Origin of the sequence: Bradyrhizobium sp. JYMT SZCCT0428 (assembly GCF_018131075.1) — a bacterium.
GTDB lineage: Bacteria > Pseudomonadota > Alphaproteobacteria > Rhizobiales > Xanthobacteraceae > Bradyrhizobium.
In genome coordinates, this window is record NZ_JAFCLS010000022.1 from 1 (window position 1) to 15,522 (window position 15,522).

At 61.5% G+C, this 15,522-nt stretch carries 16 protein-coding genes; 7 read left to right on the plus strand and 9 right to left on the minus strand.

Going from position 1 to position 15,522, the window contains the following annotated elements; translation table 11 throughout:
- Positions 1-206: 206 nt before the first annotated feature.
- Both JQ575_RS22485 and JQ575_RS22490 read right to left on the minus strand, forming a co-directional pair.
- The gene (locus JQ575_RS22485) at positions 207-1,964 is read right to left on the minus strand and encodes an adenylate/guanylate cyclase domain-containing protein (protein ID WP_249166823.1); all 1,758 of its coding nucleotides are present in this window, start codon (positions 1,962-1,964) and stop codon (positions 207-209) included.
- 246 nt (positions 1,965-2,210) lie between these two features.
- The gene (locus JQ575_RS22490; RefSeq protein WP_212035346.1) at positions 2,211-2,690 is read right to left on the minus strand and encodes a GNAT family N-acetyltransferase; all 480 of its coding nucleotides are present in this window, start codon (positions 2,688-2,690) and stop codon (positions 2,211-2,213) included.
- A 411-nt stretch (positions 2,691-3,101) separates the two neighbouring features.
- On the opposite strand from JQ575_RS22490, the gene JQ575_RS22495 reads away from it, so the two are divergent.
- Positions 3,102-3,659: an NYN domain-containing protein gene (locus JQ575_RS22495; RefSeq protein ID WP_212035347.1), complete on the plus strand. Its 558-nt coding sequence runs from the start codon at positions 3,102-3,104 to the stop codon at positions 3,657-3,659.
- A 539-nt stretch (positions 3,660-4,198) separates the two neighbouring features.
- Complete coding sequence (locus JQ575_RS22500; RefSeq protein ID WP_212035348.1) at positions 4,199-4,399, plus strand: hypothetical protein; 201 nt, start codon at positions 4,199-4,201, stop codon at positions 4,397-4,399.
- Between the two features lie 103 nt (positions 4,400-4,502).
- Here JQ575_RS22500 and aroC read toward each other — a convergent pair whose 3' ends face one another.
- Both aroC and JQ575_RS22510 read right to left on the minus strand, forming a co-directional pair.
- The gene (gene aroC / locus JQ575_RS22505) at positions 4,503-5,588 is read right to left on the minus strand and encodes a chorismate synthase (RefSeq protein ID WP_212035349.1); all 1,086 of its coding nucleotides are present in this window, start codon (positions 5,586-5,588) and stop codon (positions 4,503-4,505) included.
- Positions 5,589-5,757: 169 nt separating this feature from the next.
- Positions 5,758-6,357: a histidine phosphatase family protein gene (locus tag JQ575_RS22510; RefSeq protein ID WP_212035449.1), complete on the minus strand. Its 600-nt coding sequence runs from the start codon at positions 6,355-6,357 to the stop codon at positions 5,758-5,760.
- Between the two features lie 255 nt (positions 6,358-6,612).
- Here JQ575_RS22510 and JQ575_RS22515 point away from each other — a divergent pair, with 255 nt between their 5' ends.
- Together JQ575_RS22515 and JQ575_RS22520 are read left to right on the plus strand one after the other, a co-directional pair.
- Positions 6,613-7,101: an RNA polymerase sigma factor gene (locus JQ575_RS22515; protein WP_209846728.1), complete on the plus strand. Its 489-nt coding sequence runs from the start codon at positions 6,613-6,615 to the stop codon at positions 7,099-7,101.
- Between the two features lie 82 nt (positions 7,102-7,183).
- A complete protein-coding gene (locus tag JQ575_RS22520) occupies positions 7,184-7,957 on the plus strand; it encodes an anti-sigma factor (protein ID WP_212035350.1) in 774 nt (257 codons plus the stop codon).
- Positions 7,958-8,328: 371 nt separating this feature from the next.
- On the opposite strand, the gene JQ575_RS22525 is transcribed toward JQ575_RS22520, so the two are convergent.
- A complete protein-coding gene (locus JQ575_RS22525; RefSeq protein WP_212035351.1) occupies positions 8,329-9,285 on the minus strand; it encodes a DnaJ C-terminal domain-containing protein in 957 nt (318 codons plus the stop codon).
- A 138-nt stretch (positions 9,286-9,423) separates the two neighbouring features.
- On the minus strand, positions 9,424-9,828 hold the full coding sequence (locus JQ575_RS22530; RefSeq protein ID WP_212035352.1) for an RT0821/Lpp0805 family surface protein: 405 nt from the start codon (positions 9,826-9,828) through the stop codon (positions 9,424-9,426).
- Positions 9,829-9,950: 122 nt separating this feature from the next.
- Here JQ575_RS22530 and pdxH point away from each other — a divergent pair, with 122 nt between their 5' ends.
- Positions 9,951-10,592: a pyridoxamine 5'-phosphate oxidase gene (gene pdxH / locus JQ575_RS22535; protein ID WP_212035353.1), complete on the plus strand. Its 642-nt coding sequence runs from the start codon at positions 9,951-9,953 to the stop codon at positions 10,590-10,592.
- Between the two features lie 16 nt (positions 10,593-10,608).
- Positions 10,609-11,361, plus strand: coding sequence for an SDR family NAD(P)-dependent oxidoreductase (locus tag JQ575_RS22540; protein ID WP_212035354.1), 753 nt, complete (start codon positions 10,609-10,611; stop codon positions 11,359-11,361).
- Between the two features lie 130 nt (positions 11,362-11,491).
- Here JQ575_RS22540 and JQ575_RS22545 read toward each other — a convergent pair whose 3' ends face one another.
- Both JQ575_RS22545 and JQ575_RS22550 read right to left on the minus strand, forming a co-directional pair.
- Complete coding sequence (locus JQ575_RS22545) at positions 11,492-11,722, minus strand: hypothetical protein (protein WP_212035355.1); 231 nt, start codon at positions 11,720-11,722, stop codon at positions 11,492-11,494.
- 211 nt (positions 11,723-11,933) lie between these two features.
- Positions 11,934-12,911: a magnesium transporter CorA family protein gene (locus JQ575_RS22550; RefSeq protein WP_212035356.1), complete on the minus strand. Its 978-nt coding sequence runs from the start codon at positions 12,909-12,911 to the stop codon at positions 11,934-11,936.
- A gap of 399 nt (positions 12,912-13,310) precedes the next feature.
- Between JQ575_RS22550 and JQ575_RS22555 the strand changes: the two genes are divergently transcribed.
- Positions 13,311-13,994, plus strand: coding sequence for a L,D-transpeptidase (locus tag JQ575_RS22555; RefSeq protein WP_212035357.1), 684 nt, complete (start codon positions 13,311-13,313; stop codon positions 13,992-13,994).
- 269 nt (positions 13,995-14,263) lie between these two features.
- On the opposite strand, the gene JQ575_RS22560 is transcribed toward JQ575_RS22555, so the two are convergent.
- Entirely contained in the window at positions 14,264-15,445 is a 1,182-nt protein-coding gene (locus JQ575_RS22560; protein ID WP_212035358.1) for an extensin family protein, read from the minus strand.
- Positions 15,446-15,522 lie beyond the last annotated feature (77 nt).

Genomic DNA, 15,522 nt, shown 5'->3' on the forward strand with positions numbered 1-15,522 from the left:
CGGCGGATCAAAGCCGGCCGCCCCTGGCGACGTAGCCGAACTATCCATCGCAAACAGCCGACTTTTGCAACAAAATCGGCACTGTGCGGACGTGGCGCGCTCCACGCTTGCTTCACGGCGCCAGAGCGGACATCACGAATGCGAGGACCGACTTCCGTTTTTGACCCGATGCCGACGTGGGCGGCCGGTTCGAGTTTCGTCTCCGATCACTCTGGAAGGCCGGCCTTTCGTAGGCCAGCGCTGAACAAAGCGAAATCCTCGTCCCGGCGGAATGACGCGAGATCTTTCAAGTTTGATATGCGCAAACCGGGTCTGTGTTTCAGTACCAACTCCACGCCGTGTTGTGCCGGTTCCAGACGTCCAGCCAGCCCATTGCTTGCCGCATACGCACAAATTGGCAGCAGAAAAGGCGGACTGTCACGCATGGACGTTTCGGCCCAGGCTGACGCGCTGTCGTAGTCGCCTAACAGAAAATGCGCATATGCCGCTGCACCATGAACACCAGCGGGATCGCGAGGATTTAGGCGAACGGCATGTGCGACATGTTCGAGCGCCACATCCGGCTCACCTCTCCATACCCTCAGCCACGCACCGAGCGTCCAGGCGGACGCATGGTTCGGATTAGCTTCCAGCCCCCGGTCCATGAAAGTCGCGGCCGCGTCGAACTCGTGCGCTATGAAGGCAAGTGCATAACCGCCCATACACAATGCCACGGAATCGTCGCTACCCAGGTGCACTGCTTTCCGAGCCAAGCTCGTGGCTTCGGCACTTTCCCGGACAGATTCGATCATCCATCCGCGCGCCTTTCGGTGCACGTAGCACCATGCTGCCATGCCGTAGGCGCAGGCTAGTTTGGGATCGACATCGATCGCTTTGCGGTAAAGCCGGAGCGCTTCCTGATTGGCGGCCATCGACTCAAAATCATGCTTGGCCATTCCGCGCAGGTAGTAATCATACGCCAGGAGATTCTCGGTTGGCTTTCGGTTGGCTCGCTTGATCTCCTCAATCTGCAATTTGGAGGCGATTGCGCCCACAACGCCTTCTGTCACGCGGTCCTGAAGGTCAAACATATCTTCGGGCGGCCCCTCGAAACGGCCGGCCCACAGGTGCGCTCTGGTTTCGGTGTCTATAAGTTGTCCTGCGATACGTATGCGGTTTCCAGCTTTGCGCACACTACCGACAAGGACATAGCGTACGCCAAGCTCGCGACCAACTTGCCTTACGTCGACTGTCCGGCCTCTGTACGTGAAGCTTGAGCTTCGCGCGATCACAAACAGCCAACGAAAGAGCGACAACGCCATCGTGATGTCCTCCACGATGCCGTCAGCCAGGTACTCCTGCTCAGCGTCCGCACAAAGGTTCTGGAAAGGCAGCACCGCAATCGAGGACTTGTCCCGACGTGGAAGCGCGGGTTTTCGCGGCATCGCAACGTCGAGAACTCTAAACGCACGAACCGGGCGTTCGATGTTCTTGAGGCTTTGTTCACCCATATCGATGAACTCAGCCTGAATCTTGCCCTGGACATGATCGTAGGCGGACGATGAGATCCAGATCCCACCGGCCTCCGCGATGCTTTCGAGTCGCGCCGCGATATTGACGCCGTCTCCAAAAACGTCGTGAGGTTCGATGATTACGTCTCCGACGTTGATGCCCACACGAAACATGATGCGGCTATCTTCCGAGTCATCGACTGTAAGCTCCCTGATGCGGGCCTGGAACTGGACAGCAGCGCGAACCGCTTCGACCGCGCTCGGAAACTCTGCCAAGAACCCGTCACCCGTGTTCTTCACGATCCGGCCCCCGCGTTCGGCAATTGCGGGGGTGACAGCGTCAATCAAAAGTGCCGCAACTTTGGCATGCGTAGCTTCTTCATCATTGTGCATGAGCCGCGAATAGCCAGCCACGTCGGCGGCCATTATGGCCGACAACCTGCGCTCGACCCGAATTGGCCGATCCTGCACCATGGTTCGCACTCTGACCGACAACATACTGTACGACGGATTGAGTGACCGGACTACTCGGCTAACGTCTGCTTCCGGTACTTTTGAGACATGCCGATGGTTTTGAAGGCCGGCATTGAGGGCAAATCCGACTTTCCGGTTACCCACCCGGACTTCTCGGTTTGACCCAAAGCCGATAAGCGGTGCACCCGTTGAAAAGACGCTCTCGCGGTCAAGGCGCCGTCGTTCCGACCGCATCGCCCTGCGGGCTCATGACGGCAGCTCTTTCCGCAGGCTGATGGCATAGTCCCGATAACCCAGCGCCGTGTACAGACGATGCACCCGGTCGCTTCCGGCCAGGACGCCAATCCCCATCCGTTTTAGCCCGCGAGCGCGCGCTGCATCCTCCATCGCCAGCATGAGGCGACGCCCGATGCCACGGCCGCGCTGACCCCGGGTGACGACAAGCTCCGCGATCAGGAAGTATCGATCACGCAGCTCGGGCTCCTGGTCTGGAAAGCCCGCGGCGAACCCGCAGGACGCACCATTCAACGTGGCGACTAGGAGTAATCCGTCGTTTTCGTCAATAACGCGCAGCAGGCGCTCGATGTACCACACCGCGAACTCACGATCCGCAACGGCTCGCTCGGTGAACTGCTGCTCGAATTCCTGCAGTTCGATCATGAGCGCCATTAGCGACTCGAGATCCGCTGCGATAGAAGTCCGAATGACGATGTCCGTAACCGACATGTTTGCCTCCCGTAGCTTGAAAGCGGACCTGTTATGCTCACGTCGAGTCTCGTCGTTCATGACCCAAGCGGAAGCGCCACCTGTTAGTCCTTTTCAGGTCACTTACTTCGCCGCGGATAAAAAGCAAACTCCAACCGCGTACCTCCTGGCTCAATGATCATGCAATGCACTTTGGGAGACGCATCGTGTCAGGTTCTGACACATTTGAGACACGCCTGCCTATCCTGAGGATGTCCGTTCACCGGGGTAGACCGGAAGTCGCCGTGGTCCGGCCAGACCGACGCGAATGCCCCTTAGCGGACATAAACGCCGCGACGCGGCAGCAGTGGACAAAGTACGTCACCCCGCCGGCAATCTTAGTTTCTCCGTAATGCACCGCTGTCCTATGGGAAGTGAAGGGAGCTTGGGGCGATGACTCCTTCGGAAAAATTGGCGCTTTTTGTCGACGGCCTGAACCTCCATTACACGGCGAAAGCCTTGGACTTCAGCATTGATTTCAGGAGGCTTCTCGCCGAGTTCAGGACGCGCGGCGTGCTTGTACGTGCTTATTACTACACGATCATCGCTGAAGAGTTTCAAACGACCCGGCCCCTCATCGATTGGCTCGACTATAACGGCTTCACAGTGCGTACGAACTCGGTCAAAGAGTTCGATGATGGTCAGGGCCGGCGGAAATACAAGCGCAATATCGGAGTCGAACTCGCAGTCGATGCGGTCGAGATTGCGAAGCATGTAGACCACATATTGTTGTTTTCCGGGGACGGCGATTTTCGTCGCCTTGTGGAAGCAATCCAGCGCCTCGGTCCTCGCGTCACAGTCGTATCAAGCATGCGAACGAAACCTGCGATGGTCGCTGACGAATTACGTCGGCAGGCGGATACGTTCCTCGAATTGGATGACCTCAAGGCTGCGATAGGACGGACAAAGGAGGAGAGCAGAATGCGCAACCAGAACGATGAGTTTTCGTAGGGAGGCATTCTCGACATGCCTCTACCGGCCGCTTGATGCATCAACCCACCTGGAACCCGACTGATGCGCGCACGAATTGTTCTTGAAAGTTGCGCGAGCAAAAGGTCTTCATAGGAACTGCCTGCCGTTGCGACTTTGTGTCTCGGTTTCGCAACACTCGATGTGTTTCGCAGCGGGAACTTAAATTTTGACTCCACACTCGTCGATACCGGGAGCAGTCTCTGGGACAACCGGGGCTGGCGGATCGAGCATTTTTAAGTACCAATTTATTTGCGCCCGGCGGGTCGCAGCGCGCGAATGCCTGCGACCTTTATCTCTTGTTATCGCCTTGGAAGCTTATCGCCTTGGAAGCATTCCGCGGTTGGCAATGACCGTCCGCGCCTTCCGCGCAAAAAACTGTAAACGCTGCATTCGCGAGCAGTTAGGACCCGCGGAACGGTACCAGTAAGTCGCAGAAAATGCCTGAACTGTGTCCTCAATCACATGAGCAAGACGAGATCGTCTCTATAAGCCATCGAGGTGTTTAGTGGGGATCCCAGATGGACGATGATTTTTACAAGGAGCGAGCACGACAATTGCGTGAACTCGCCACTCAAGCCGATCCATTCATCAAGCAACGCCTGTTACGCCTTGCGGGCAATTACGACGCAATGATCACGCGAACCAGGCCAGCTGTTTTGTTCAACGTCCCCGACATATCTGCTGATCAGTTCGCAGACAATAACGGCCGCAAGGACTAAGCCCGTAGACCGTAGAGCGGATTGGAGCGGAGCGTAATCCGCCGCCCCTGGCTGACCCAAAAACGGCGGATTACGCTTCGCCAATCCGCCCTGCAAAACCTGCTCAGCCGACCTGCCCGCGATGGCGCAGCAGATGATCCGCCAGCACGCAGGCCATCATGGCTTCGCCGACCGGCACCGCGCGGATGCCGACGCAGGGATCGTGCCGGCCCTTGGTCATGATGTCGGTGTCGGCGCCGGAGCGATCCACGGTCTGGCGCGGCGACAGGATCGACGACGTCGGCTTGACCGCAAAGCGCACCACCACCGGCTGGCCGGTGGAGATGCCGCCCAGCACGCCGCCGGCATGGTTGGACAGAAAGCGCGTGCCGTTGTTGCCGGTGCGCATCTCGTCGGCGTTTTGCTCGCCCGACAATTCGGCGGCGCCGAAACCTGCGCCGATCTCGACGCCCTTCACTGCGTTGATGCTCATCATCGCCGCCGCCAGTTCGCCGTCGAGCTTGGCGTAGATCGGCGCGCCGAGGCCGGCCGGCACGCCTTCGGCGACGACTTCGATCACGGCGCCGATCGAGGAGCCGCTCTTGCGGATGCCGTCCAGGTATTGCTCGAAGAACGCAGCCCTGTCCTTGTCCGGGCAGAAGAACGGATTGCGCGCGATCTCGTCCCAGTCCCACTTCTCGCGATCGATCTTGTGCGGACCCATCTGCACCAGCGCGCCGCGCACCTTGACGTCGGGCAGGATTTTTCGCGCGATGGCGCCGGCCGCAACCCGCGTTGCGGTCTCGCGCGCCGACGAGCGTCCGCCGCCGCGATAATCGCGCAGGCCGTATTTGGCCTCATAGGTGAAGTCGGCATGGCCGGGACGAAACTTGTCCTTGATCTCGGAATAGTCCTTTGAGCGCTGGTCGGTGTTCTCGATCAGCAGCGCGATCGGCGTTCCCGTCGTCACCTGCACCCCGGTCTCGGGATGGGCCATGACGCCGGACAGGATTTTGACCGCATCCGGTTCCTGGCGCTGGGTGGTGAAGCGCGACTGGCCGGGACGGCGGCGATCGAGATCGATCTGGATGTCCGCATTGGTCAGCGGGATCAGCGGCGGGCAGCCGTCGACCACGCAGCCGATCGCGATGCCGTGGCTCTCGCCAAAGGTCGTGACCCGGAACATGTGGCCGAAGGTGTTGAAGGACATGGTCTGCCTAGAAAATTGCCGGATTGCGCCGTGTGGTAACGCGCGCGCCCCCCGCGGTCAAACGTTAGGCCGTCATTCCGGGATGGTGCGTTAGCACCAGACCCGGAATCTCGAGATTCCGGGTTCGATGCTACGCATCGCCCCGGAATGACGGGGGATGGATGCGGATTTAACTATACTTCTGCAGCGCCCCGTCCCGGAAGACGTAAACGGCGCCCTGCTCGATGGTCAGGTCGGCGGCGCTGAGCGGCGTCTCGATGCCGAGCGCCACCATCAGGGCCCGCGCCGTGCCGCCATGCGCCACCGCAACCGTGTCCGCCGCCACCGACGCATACCAATCCTGCATCCTCGCCTGCACGTCGACATAGCTCTCGCCGCCCGGCGGCGACACCGTCCATTTCTCGATCTGGCGTTTGGCATAGAGATCGGGGTCGCGCAGCTGCAACTCGGGCAGTGTCGCGCCTTCCCACTGGCCGTAACCGATCTCGCGCAAACGGTCGTCGAGCGCGTAGCCGTCGCGCGGCAGCTTCAGTTCGCTACGCACCAGCTCCATCGTGGCGCGGGCGCGGATCAGCGGGCTCGCGACAAACGCCAGGTCCGATTTGTCGCGGCCATGGCGCGCGAAGAGATCGCCGAGGACATTGCCGGCATGGGCCGCCTGCCTGCGGCCAAGATCGTTCAGCGGAATGTCCTGCACACCCTGCAGCCGGCCTTCAGCATTCCACGATGTCTCGCCATGGCGAATGTAATAGATGACAGGCGCAGGCATCGGACTGGCGGCTATTCCCTGAGCGACGAATGGGAGAGCGCGCGGCATGCGGCTTCCAGTCGCGCTTGGTATTACGGTTGGAGGTACACCAGCACTCCAGCGGGGTACAGCCCAAATCCGCTTGAGGGTAATCTATGGATTAACCTTGGGTTTAACGCGGTCTTGCGCGAGCCTCAACAGGCGGAATAGACGCGTCGTTTGGGTGTTATATTGGTTAAGGCGTTCGCGCCGGACCGACCTGAAGATCTGGTGACAATGACCGCGTTTCGCCAAAGTGTCGAAGCCATGATTCCGGCGCTGCGCCGCTACGCGCGTGCGCTGGCGCGCGACGCCGATATCGCCGACGATCTGGTGCAGGACACGCTGGTGCGCGCGTTGCGTTCGGAACGGCTGTTTCTCGGCGGCGACGTCAGGAGCTGGCTCTATACGATCCTGACCAACCTCAACAAGAACCGGCGGCGATCGCTGGCGCGGCGGCCGCAATTCATGCCGCTGCTCGACAACAACCCGGACGCCAGCGGCACCGAAGCGGAAGGCCGCGACATCGCCCGCGCGTTGTCGACGCTGGTGGAAGAGCAGCGCTCGGTGCTGCTGCTGGTGATGCTGGAGGGGCTGAGTTACCGCGAGGTCGCCGACATCCAGGGCGTACCGATCGGGACTGTGATGTCCCGGCTTGCCCGGGCGCGCGCACACGTCAAAGCCTCGCTCGAGGGCGAGCGCACCGCGCTCAGACGGGTGAAGTGATGCAGGTGATGCAAACAAGACGCGTGATGGCAGGCGATATGCATAGGCAGTTTCAGATCACGAATAGACAGAGACGACGACGATGACCAACCCCCATATTCCCGTCACCGAAGACGAGCTGCATGCTTACGTCGACAACGAGCTGCCGGCGGAGCGCCGCGGCGATGTCGAAGCGTGGCTCGCGACGCATCCCGACGATGCGGCGCGCGTGCAGTCGTGGCGCACGATGGCGGAAGCGCTGCATGTCCGCTACGACGGCATCGTCGACGAGGCGGTGCCGAGGCGGCTCGAGATCGAGCGGCTGGTGCGCCAGCCGCGCAAATGGTTCTACGGCGCGATTGCCGCAACGCTGGCGGCATTCATTGTCGGCGGCGGCGTCGGCTGGATGGCGCGCGGGGCTGCAGCAGCACCCTCGGCGCTGCAGAGTTTCACGACGGATGCGCTCGATGCGCACCGGCTCTATGTGGTCGAAGTGCGCCATCCCGTCGAAGTGCCCGGCAGCGAACGCGCGCATCTGCAGGCATGGCTGACCAAGCGCTGCGGCTGGCTGGTGCGCGCGCCGGAATTGACCGCGGCGGGATTGAAGCTGGTCGGCGGGCGGCTGTTGCCCGGCGCGACCGGGCCTGCCTCGTTCATGATGTATGAGAGCGCATCGGGCGAGCGCTTCACGATCTACACGGCGAAGTCGGAAGCCGAGGCGACGCAGATGCGATTTTCGTCGGAGGGCAAGGAGAGCGCCCTGTTCTGGGCCGATCGCGGCGTGGCCTATGTGGTGGTGAGCAGCGTCGGCGACCGTGGCCGGCTGACGCAGATCGCCCAATCGGTGTATGACCAGATGGAAAAGACCGGGGGTTGAACCAAGGGGTTGAACCAAATCCACCACCTGGTTGAATGAGCGCTTGTTTGTTGCGGTTTGCTGACGCGAGCGGGTGTCCACTCCGCATCAAGGTGCGGGCTGCCCTCGCTCGAAAACGGTTTAGGTAAAGCCGTTTGTCCCAATTCTGACATTGAAAATCTGGAATCAGGACATCGGCGCGTCTCATTATCGCACTGGGTGATCACGCGAAAATGAGTGGCGCTCGATCCGCCGATCGGCGCAAGCGGCCTCGATCGGGGTTTGGTACCGCGCTGGTCCCCCTTTCGAGGCCGCCCTTTTAAAGGGAAGCGCCTGAATTGTATCGGGAAATGGCCTGCCGCACTCCGCTGTTTTATTAAACGTGTTTTTGGTCAGCCGAACTCGCTGCGCGGATTGTAAGGGTGGCCGTCGCGCCACTTTTGCATCAATGCTTCAAGCTCGGCATCGTTCCCGTCGGGAAGAATAATCCTCGTCGTGACGAACAGGTCGCCGGTCCCGCCTGCCTTCGGCAGCCCCTTGCCCTTGAGTCGGAAGGTGCGACCGCTGGAGGTGTTCTTCGGGATCGGAAATTCGACCGCGCCGCCGAGGGTCGGCACCCGAATCTTGGCCCCGAGCACCGCCTCATAGAGCGTGATCGGCAGATCGAGCCGCAGATCGCTGCCGTCGATCTTGAAGAAGGGATGCGGCGCAATGCTGACGGTGATCAGGAGGTCGCCCGGCGGATGGCCTTGCGCGGTCTCGCCCTGGCCCTTCACCCGGATTTGCTGACCGGCGGCGACGCCTGCCGGAATCTTGACGTTGAGCTCCTTGCCGGTCGGCAGCCGGACGCGCTTCTCGGCACCCTTGACCGACTCCTCCAGCGACACCGTCATGGCGACGCTGAGATCGAGATCGAGGCCGATCCCGCCGGTGTCGAATTCAAATCCTCTGCCACCGCCGGGACGTTGCCCGCGGGCAGCGCCGCCGAACATGCTGTTGAGGATGTCCTCGAAGCCGCCGCCGCCGGGGCCGGGGCCGCCGCCGCTGCGGAACGTGTGGCTTTCAAAGCCGCCGCCCGGGCCGGCACGGCCGCGCGGGCCGCCGCCGGGAAAGCCCTGAAAGCGCGGCTTGCCCTCGGCGTCGATCTCACCGCGATCGAACTGCTTGCGCTTGTCCTCGTCGCCGATGATCTCGTTGGCTGAGTTGATCTCGGAAAAACGCGCCGCGGATTTCGGATCGTTGGTGTTGTTGTCGGGGTGATGCTTCTTGGCGAGCTTGCGGTAAGCACTCTTGATCGCCGCAGCGCTGGCGCCCCGCGGCACCCCCAAGACCTCATAGGGGTCGCGCATCCGTCACGTCTCCTTCACGGGAAATCGGTTCTAACTAAAGGGCTACTCGCCCGCTTTGCCTTCATCTGGGGAGCCAGTTGCATTTTTGCAACTGCCGATTCCCCTGAAAAACTGACCCTTAAACGCTTTGGGGGTAGCTTAGCTCCGTTTCCAGGGCTTGAGGGTACGAATTTCCCATCGGCCCTGCTCACCCCGGCAGGCGGCGCCCTGCAGCCAGCTTTCCGCACGATCCTTGACGTAGCTGGCCAGGAAATCGCGGCAGGTACGGCCGTCGTCCGAGGCATAGGCCTGGGACAGCGGCGTCACCGAACCCCGCGCGCCGGTTTCGGGATTTTCCCAGGGCTGGCTGGAATCCTTGCCACCCTTGGTCAATACATCGGAGGCGGCCGTGCGGGCAAAGGCCAGATCGCTCTCGGTCGGCACCGGAGGGGCGGCCGGTGGCGTCACCGACCCGGTCACGTCTTTTTCTTCCAGCTTGGCGAGGACGTCGGAGCGGACCATGCTGCAACCGCCTGCGCCGAGGCCGATCAAAATCATGGTCATCACCGCGCCCGCCGGCCGGATCGCCGATAGGCCAATGCGTCCCCATGTCCTATATAGGGCGAACCTATACTGGGGCTGTAGCGCGCTCTCTGACGCGAACGGACGCAACTGGAACTCCTGGCATGACCGACACAACCTCCATCAAACACCCGACACCGTTAACATCGGGTGATTTTACCGCCGCCGAGGAACCGTTTGCGTTGTTCGGTGCGTGGTTCGCCGAAGCCGTGAAGGCAGAGCCGAACGATCCCAACGCGATGGCGCTCGCAACCGTCGACGCCGACGGCCTTCCCGACGTGCGCATGGTGCTGATGAAAGGCTTTGATGCGGATGGTTTCGTGTTCTACAGCCACATCGCCAGCCAGAAGGGCCGCGAACTCGCCGCAAATCCTAAAGCGGCTTTACTATTTCACTGGAAATCGCTGCGCCGTCAGGTGCGCATCCGCGGCGACGTGTCGCCCGTGACGGCGGAAGAAGCCGACGCCTATTTCGCCACCCGCCCGAAGCAGGCGCAGATCGGCGCCTGGGCCTCTAAGCAATCGCAGCCGCTGGAAAGCCGCTTTGCCTTCGAGCAGGCGATCGCGCTGGTCGCCGCCAAGCACGTCATCGGCGAAGTGCCGCGTCCGCCGGGCTGGAGCGGCTGGCGCATCGAGCCGGTGCGTTTCGAATTCTGGCACGACCGTCCGTTCCGCCTCCACGACCGCATCGAATTCCGCCGCGACGCGCCGGTTCAACCCTGGACCAAAGTGCGGCTCTATCCCTGAAGCCTGAAAGTATTGCATGTCGACTTCCACCAATGCGCCGCGACGCACGTTGCTCCTGACCGGAGCCAGCCGCGGCATCGGCCATGCCACGGTGATCCGCTTTTCGTCGGCCGGCTGGCGCGTCATCACCTGCTCGCGGCATCCCTTCCCCGACAACTGTCCGTGGGACGCCGGGCCTGAAGATCACATCCAGGTCGATCTTGCCGACCATGCCGATACCACGCGCGCGATTTCGGAAATCCGCGAACGCCTCGAAGGCGGCGCGCTGCACGCGCTGGTCAACAATGCCGCGATTTCGCCGAAGACCGCTGAAGGCACGCGGATGGGCACGATGGATACCGACATCGAGACCTGGAGCCATGTTTTCCGGGTGAATTTCTTCGCCCCCATCATGATGGCGCGCGGGCTGATCGAGGAATTGAAGGCCACCAAGGGCTCGGTGGTCAACGTCACCTCGATTGCGGGCTCGCGCGTGCATCCGTTCGCGGGCGTGGCCTATGCGACGTCGAAGGCGGCGCTTGCTTCACTCACACGTGAAATGGCGTCCGATTTCGGCCGCGTCGGCGTCCGCGTCAATTCGATCGCGCCGGGCGAGATCGACACCTCGATCCTGTCGCCGGGCACCGAGAAGATCGTCGACCAGCAGATTCCAATGCACCGCCTCGGCACACCGGACGAGGTCGCCAAGATCATCTACGTGCTGTGTACCGAAACCAGCAGTTACGTGAACGGCGCCGAGATCCACATCAACGGCGGCCAGCACGTCTAGAGCACGACTGGTTCTGATTGAATCAGAACCGAAGCTCTGGATTCTCTTTTGACGCGGTTTTTTTGCGCGAACCGGTATGCACCCCGGATCAAGTCCGAGGGCATGCTTCGCGCGAAAGCGCTGGCGCGCTTCACTCCGCGTAGAACTTGCTCCGCGTTTTTCTTGGCGCGGTTCGCAGATCACGCGTCTCGACGTTGAAGGCGCTGGAGCATTCGTCTTCGTTCTCGCCATCGGCAAGCGCAGCCCCGCAATGCCGGCAGAGCCGCGCCGCGATCGCCTGCGCCTTGCCAACGATGCGGCCCTGTTGGTAGCGCGCAAAATCGATGACGTTGCGGGGTGACGTTATGAATTTTTCAACCATTGCTGTCCTCGCGGCTTGTGACAGCGTTATCGCAGAAAGCTGTCGCGCAAAGGTTCATCGCGACGCTCAAATTTTACTCGTACAATTGGGGCAGCTTCCTGTTTTTTTGAAGGTGCATGAATGCCCCCGAGATCATGCGCACGCCTTAACATCTCGGTTACTACGGCCGCTCGGCAACTACAGTCACTCGGTGACTACAGTCACGTTGCGCCTACAGCCACTTCTTCCATCTGAACAAGAAGTACGGCAGCACGGCTGCCATGAGCATCATCACCAGCGCCATCGGATAGCCGTGCGCCCATTCGAGCTCCGGCATCGCCTTGAAATTCATGCCGTAGATCGAGGCGATCAGCGTCGGCGGCATCAAGACCACGGCCATCACCGAGAACAGCTTGATGATGTTGTTCTGCTCGAGATTGACGACGCCCAGCATGGCGTCGAGCACGAAGGTGATCTTGTTGGACAGGTAGGACGCGTGGTCGGTCAGCGAGGCGACGTCGCGCTGCATGGTCTTGAGCTGCTCGCGCATGTCCTTGGACCATTTGACGCCTTCCATGACCGCCGAGAGGAAAGTGACGACGCGGCCGACCGAGACCAGGCTCTCGCGGACCTTCGAGGTCAAATCCCCCTTGCGCCCGATCGCGATCAGGATCTGCGAATATCGCTTGGCCTGGCCGTGACGCTCGCTTTCGGGTTCGAAGATGTCATGGGAAACCTGGTCGACGTCGGCGCCGACCTTCTCCAGGATGTCGGCGCAACGGTCGATCACCGCGTCGACAAGTTCCATCAGCACCATTTCGCCCGTTATGCCCGGCATGCACGACCGCCCCAGCTTGTTCTCCACCAGGGCAAACGGCTTCGGCATGTCGTAGCGCACGGTTACCAATCGGTGACCGGCCATGATGAAGGTGACGGCCGTCGTCCGCGGCATATCGGTGTCGGAATGGCACATCAGCGTCGCGGTCATGTAGCGCGCGCCGTTCTCGATATAGAGCCGGCTGGAAATCTCGATCTCCTGCATGTCCTCCCGGGTCGGCACCGCGATCCCGGTCAGCCGCTCCACGGCGCGGTCTTCCTCGGTCGTCGGTTTCACCATGTCGATCCAGACCGCGGCCTCCGGCAACGTCGCCGGTTCAGCCACCTCGACTTTCTTAAGAGTGGATTCAGAGGGGACGTACACTGACAACATGGGAAACTCCGGAACAGGGCGGTCGTCTTTTGGTCCTGACATGTCTTCGTCGCGCGGACCTAGTACCCGTTTCGCGCGACAGCGCCACAGGCACCCAGCGGACTAAAGGCGATTCTGGCAAGCGCTTGATGACTGGCGTATTAACCCTCCATCCACATTTATGGCGGTGGGGTGGCGGTAGCGTGGCCACGATTCGGCAAGGACGCCAGCGTTGCCTATAAATCAACCGGAAATCGAAAAACTTGCGGCATAAAAGCCACAGCCAGGCTCCCGCAGCGCCGAACAAGCGTCTAAGCACTGGAATAATTACCGGTTTTTGCCAATAATGGGATTATTGGAATCGTGGCGTTTGCGACGCAAATTGGCGCGTAACCGCGATATTGTTCGATTGGAAGTGCAATGACGTCGCTGAAGGCAAAGTTGGGAATTCTGGCTGCAGGGCTGATGTTGTCGGGCTGCATGCAGACCACGAGCTATCAGGCCGCGCCCGAGGCCACGCTCAAGCCGAATGACAAGGCCCAGCTCGCAAAGGCGCGTTACGCCAAGGTTCCGGTGGCCGAACCGTTCCGCCGCGCCATCGTCGACTATCATCGCCGTGAACTGCCCGGCACGATCGTGGTCGATTCCGACAACCATTATCTTTACCTGGTGCAGGACGGCGGCAAGGCGATCCGTTACGGCATCACGGTCGGCGAAGAAGCCTTGGCCTTCTCCGGCATTGCCAAGGTCGGCAACATGGCGGAATGGCCGAAATGGACACCGACCGCTGACATCCACAAGCGCATTGAAGGCCTGCCTGCGTCGGTGCCCGGCGGCGTCGACAATCCGCTCGGCGCCCGCGCGCTCTATCTTTACCAGGGCGGCCGTGACACGCTGTTCCGGATTCACGGCACCAACCAGCCGGAATATATCGGCGCATCGATTTCCTCGGGCTGCATTCGCATGACCAATGAGGACGTCATCGACCTCTACAGCAAGGTCAAGCAAGGCACGATCGTCGTGGTGCTCGACCCGAAGCAGGGTGACTCGCCCTACAATTCGAAGATGGCGCTCCAGGGCGGCGGCAGCTCGATAACGCAATAGCGGATTGCATCACACCGCAACGAGATCAAAACGCCGGCTTTGCCGGCGTTTTTTATTTGGCCGTGCGCTATCGCGGCCAACCCGCGCAATCAGCAGCATTGAAACAAGGGTGTGACCGAAATATCGACCGGAATTCCACGGGGGCCGCGGCAATGCGGCCAGAAGGACACAGCCTCTTCCGCAGCGAGCCCAAACCGGCACGTAAACGCTGGAGTTACGCCAATGAATCGTCACGTATTGGGCGCGACTGGTGACCGCAAAGAGGACAATCACGAGCGCCGGTTTTGCCGGCGCTTTTTTGTTGTGGGCTTGGGTTCGGGTTCGGGCGTTGCCGCACCGGATTTCTCATCCGCCGGGGCGGCGCTGGATTTCCCCGCAGCGGGTTTGGCAGCGTCCGATTTGGCCGCTTCGGGTTTGGCGGCAACCTCGCGCGGCGGCGCCTCTTCCGGCCGCTCGGCCGGCATCAGCGGCGCCCTCTGCGGCAGCGGATCCCACACGTTCCATTGGCAGATCCGGTAGTTGTTCCGCCGTTCCATGATGTCGAGATGGATGTGGTCCTCGTGGTACCAGTCCGACCCCGGACCCAGCACCGTCGAGAACCGCGCGCACGCACTATGCAGCACGGCTTCGCGCACCTCACGCGGCACGGTGCGATCGGTGAGCGAGATCGAGCGGCCATTGGCCAGCTTGAGGGCGCGGACGTCGAGCGCGTTGGCGCGGCCGTGCTCGGAGAGTCTTGCACCGACGATGCGGTTGCGGCCGCGGCATTCGAACGAGTCGAAATTGTCGAGATCGCTGATCGTGCTGCCGAGGCGCACCGCCAGCGGCGCGATGTCGGTCCGGATCCAGTCCGCCAATGCCGAGGCCATCGCGCAGCGCAGGATCGCCGCCGGCTTCACCGAGACCTGCCGCTTGTCCGGCAGCACGATCGCCTCGAGCCGCACCAGGTCCTCGCCCCCGCAGCCGCCGGCGCCACGGATGTCGGGAATACTGGGAGCAATGGCGATGGCCTCCGTCAGCGCCAGCCGGCAGGCCGAGGGCGGAGGTGGCTGGGGCGTGGCCTGTTCGGTGGGCTTGGCTTCCTTTGTGGTCTCCTTGGCAGTTTCCTTGGCGGTTTCCTTGGCGGTTTCCTTGGCGGTTTCCTTGGCAGCTTCCTTGGAGGGCTCGTCAGCCGTGGGCTTGGCGGGCTCAGCAGTTGGTGCATCGGCCGGGCGAGGCCGCGGCAGCGGCACCGCCGCGCGGTGGACCTTTCCGCGCTGCCTCGGCGGATGGATCCCGAACAAATCGCCCCAAGGCGACTGCCATGCCCGGGACGTTTTCGCGGCCAGGGCCTGGTCGGAGAGCAGAGCGAGCAAAAGCAGGCCCGCCGCAACGGTAACCATTGCCGCCGCTGTGCGACCAAAGGCGCCAAAAGCCCATTTTCGGCTTGCTTTCTCCGCGCTACAGTTCATGTCAATTCCATGATCGCACGCCAAGACACCAGCACTTTGGCGGATCATGCGCGAGACAATAACCTTTGGGAGGGACG

Bases quoted from the DNA above. Each gene is read 5' to 3' on its own strand.
- JQ575_RS22485 (WP_249166823.1), bottom strand. From the start codon at position 1,964: ATGGTGCAGGATCGGCCAATTCGGGTCGAGCGCAGGTTGTCGGCCATA.
- JQ575_RS22490 (WP_212035346.1), bottom strand. From the start codon at position 2,690: ATGTCGGTTACGGACATCGTCATTCGGACTTCTATCGCAGCGGATCTC.
- JQ575_RS22495 (WP_212035347.1), top strand. From the start codon at position 3,102: ATGACTCCTTCGGAAAAATTGGCGCTTTTTGTCGACGGCCTGAACCTC.
- JQ575_RS22500 (WP_212035348.1), top strand. From the start codon at position 4,199: ATGGACGATGATTTTTACAAGGAGCGAGCACGACAATTGCGTGAACTC.
- aroC (WP_212035349.1), bottom strand. From the start codon at position 5,588: ATGTCCTTCAACACCTTCGGCCACATGTTCCGGGTCACGACCTTTGGC.
- JQ575_RS22510 (WP_212035449.1), bottom strand. From the start codon at position 6,357: ATGCCTGCGCCTGTCATCTATTACATTCGCCATGGCGAGACATCGTGG.
- JQ575_RS22515 (WP_209846728.1), top strand. From the start codon at position 6,613: ATGACCGCGTTTCGCCAAAGTGTCGAAGCCATGATTCCGGCGCTGCGC.
- JQ575_RS22520 (WP_212035350.1), top strand. From the start codon at position 7,184: ATGACCAACCCCCATATTCCCGTCACCGAAGACGAGCTGCATGCTTAC.
- JQ575_RS22525 (WP_212035351.1), bottom strand. From the start codon at position 9,285: ATGCGCGACCCCTATGAGGTCTTGGGGGTGCCGCGGGGCGCCAGCGCT.
- JQ575_RS22530 (WP_212035352.1), bottom strand. From the start codon at position 9,828: ATGACCATGATTTTGATCGGCCTCGGCGCAGGCGGTTGCAGCATGGTC.
- pdxH (WP_212035353.1), top strand. From the start codon at position 9,951: ATGACCGACACAACCTCCATCAAACACCCGACACCGTTAACATCGGGT.
- JQ575_RS22540 (WP_212035354.1), top strand. From the start codon at position 10,609: ATGTCGACTTCCACCAATGCGCCGCGACGCACGTTGCTCCTGACCGGA.
- JQ575_RS22545 (WP_212035355.1), bottom strand. From the start codon at position 11,722: ATGGTTGAAAAATTCATAACGTCACCCCGCAACGTCATCGATTTTGCG.
- JQ575_RS22550 (WP_212035356.1), bottom strand. From the start codon at position 12,911: ATGTTGTCAGTGTACGTCCCCTCTGAATCCACTCTTAAGAAAGTCGAG.
- JQ575_RS22555 (WP_212035357.1), top strand. From the start codon at position 13,311: ATGACGTCGCTGAAGGCAAAGTTGGGAATTCTGGCTGCAGGGCTGATG.
- JQ575_RS22560 (WP_212035358.1), bottom strand. From the start codon at position 15,445: ATGAACTGTAGCGCGGAGAAAGCAAGCCGAAAATGGGCTTTTGGCGCC.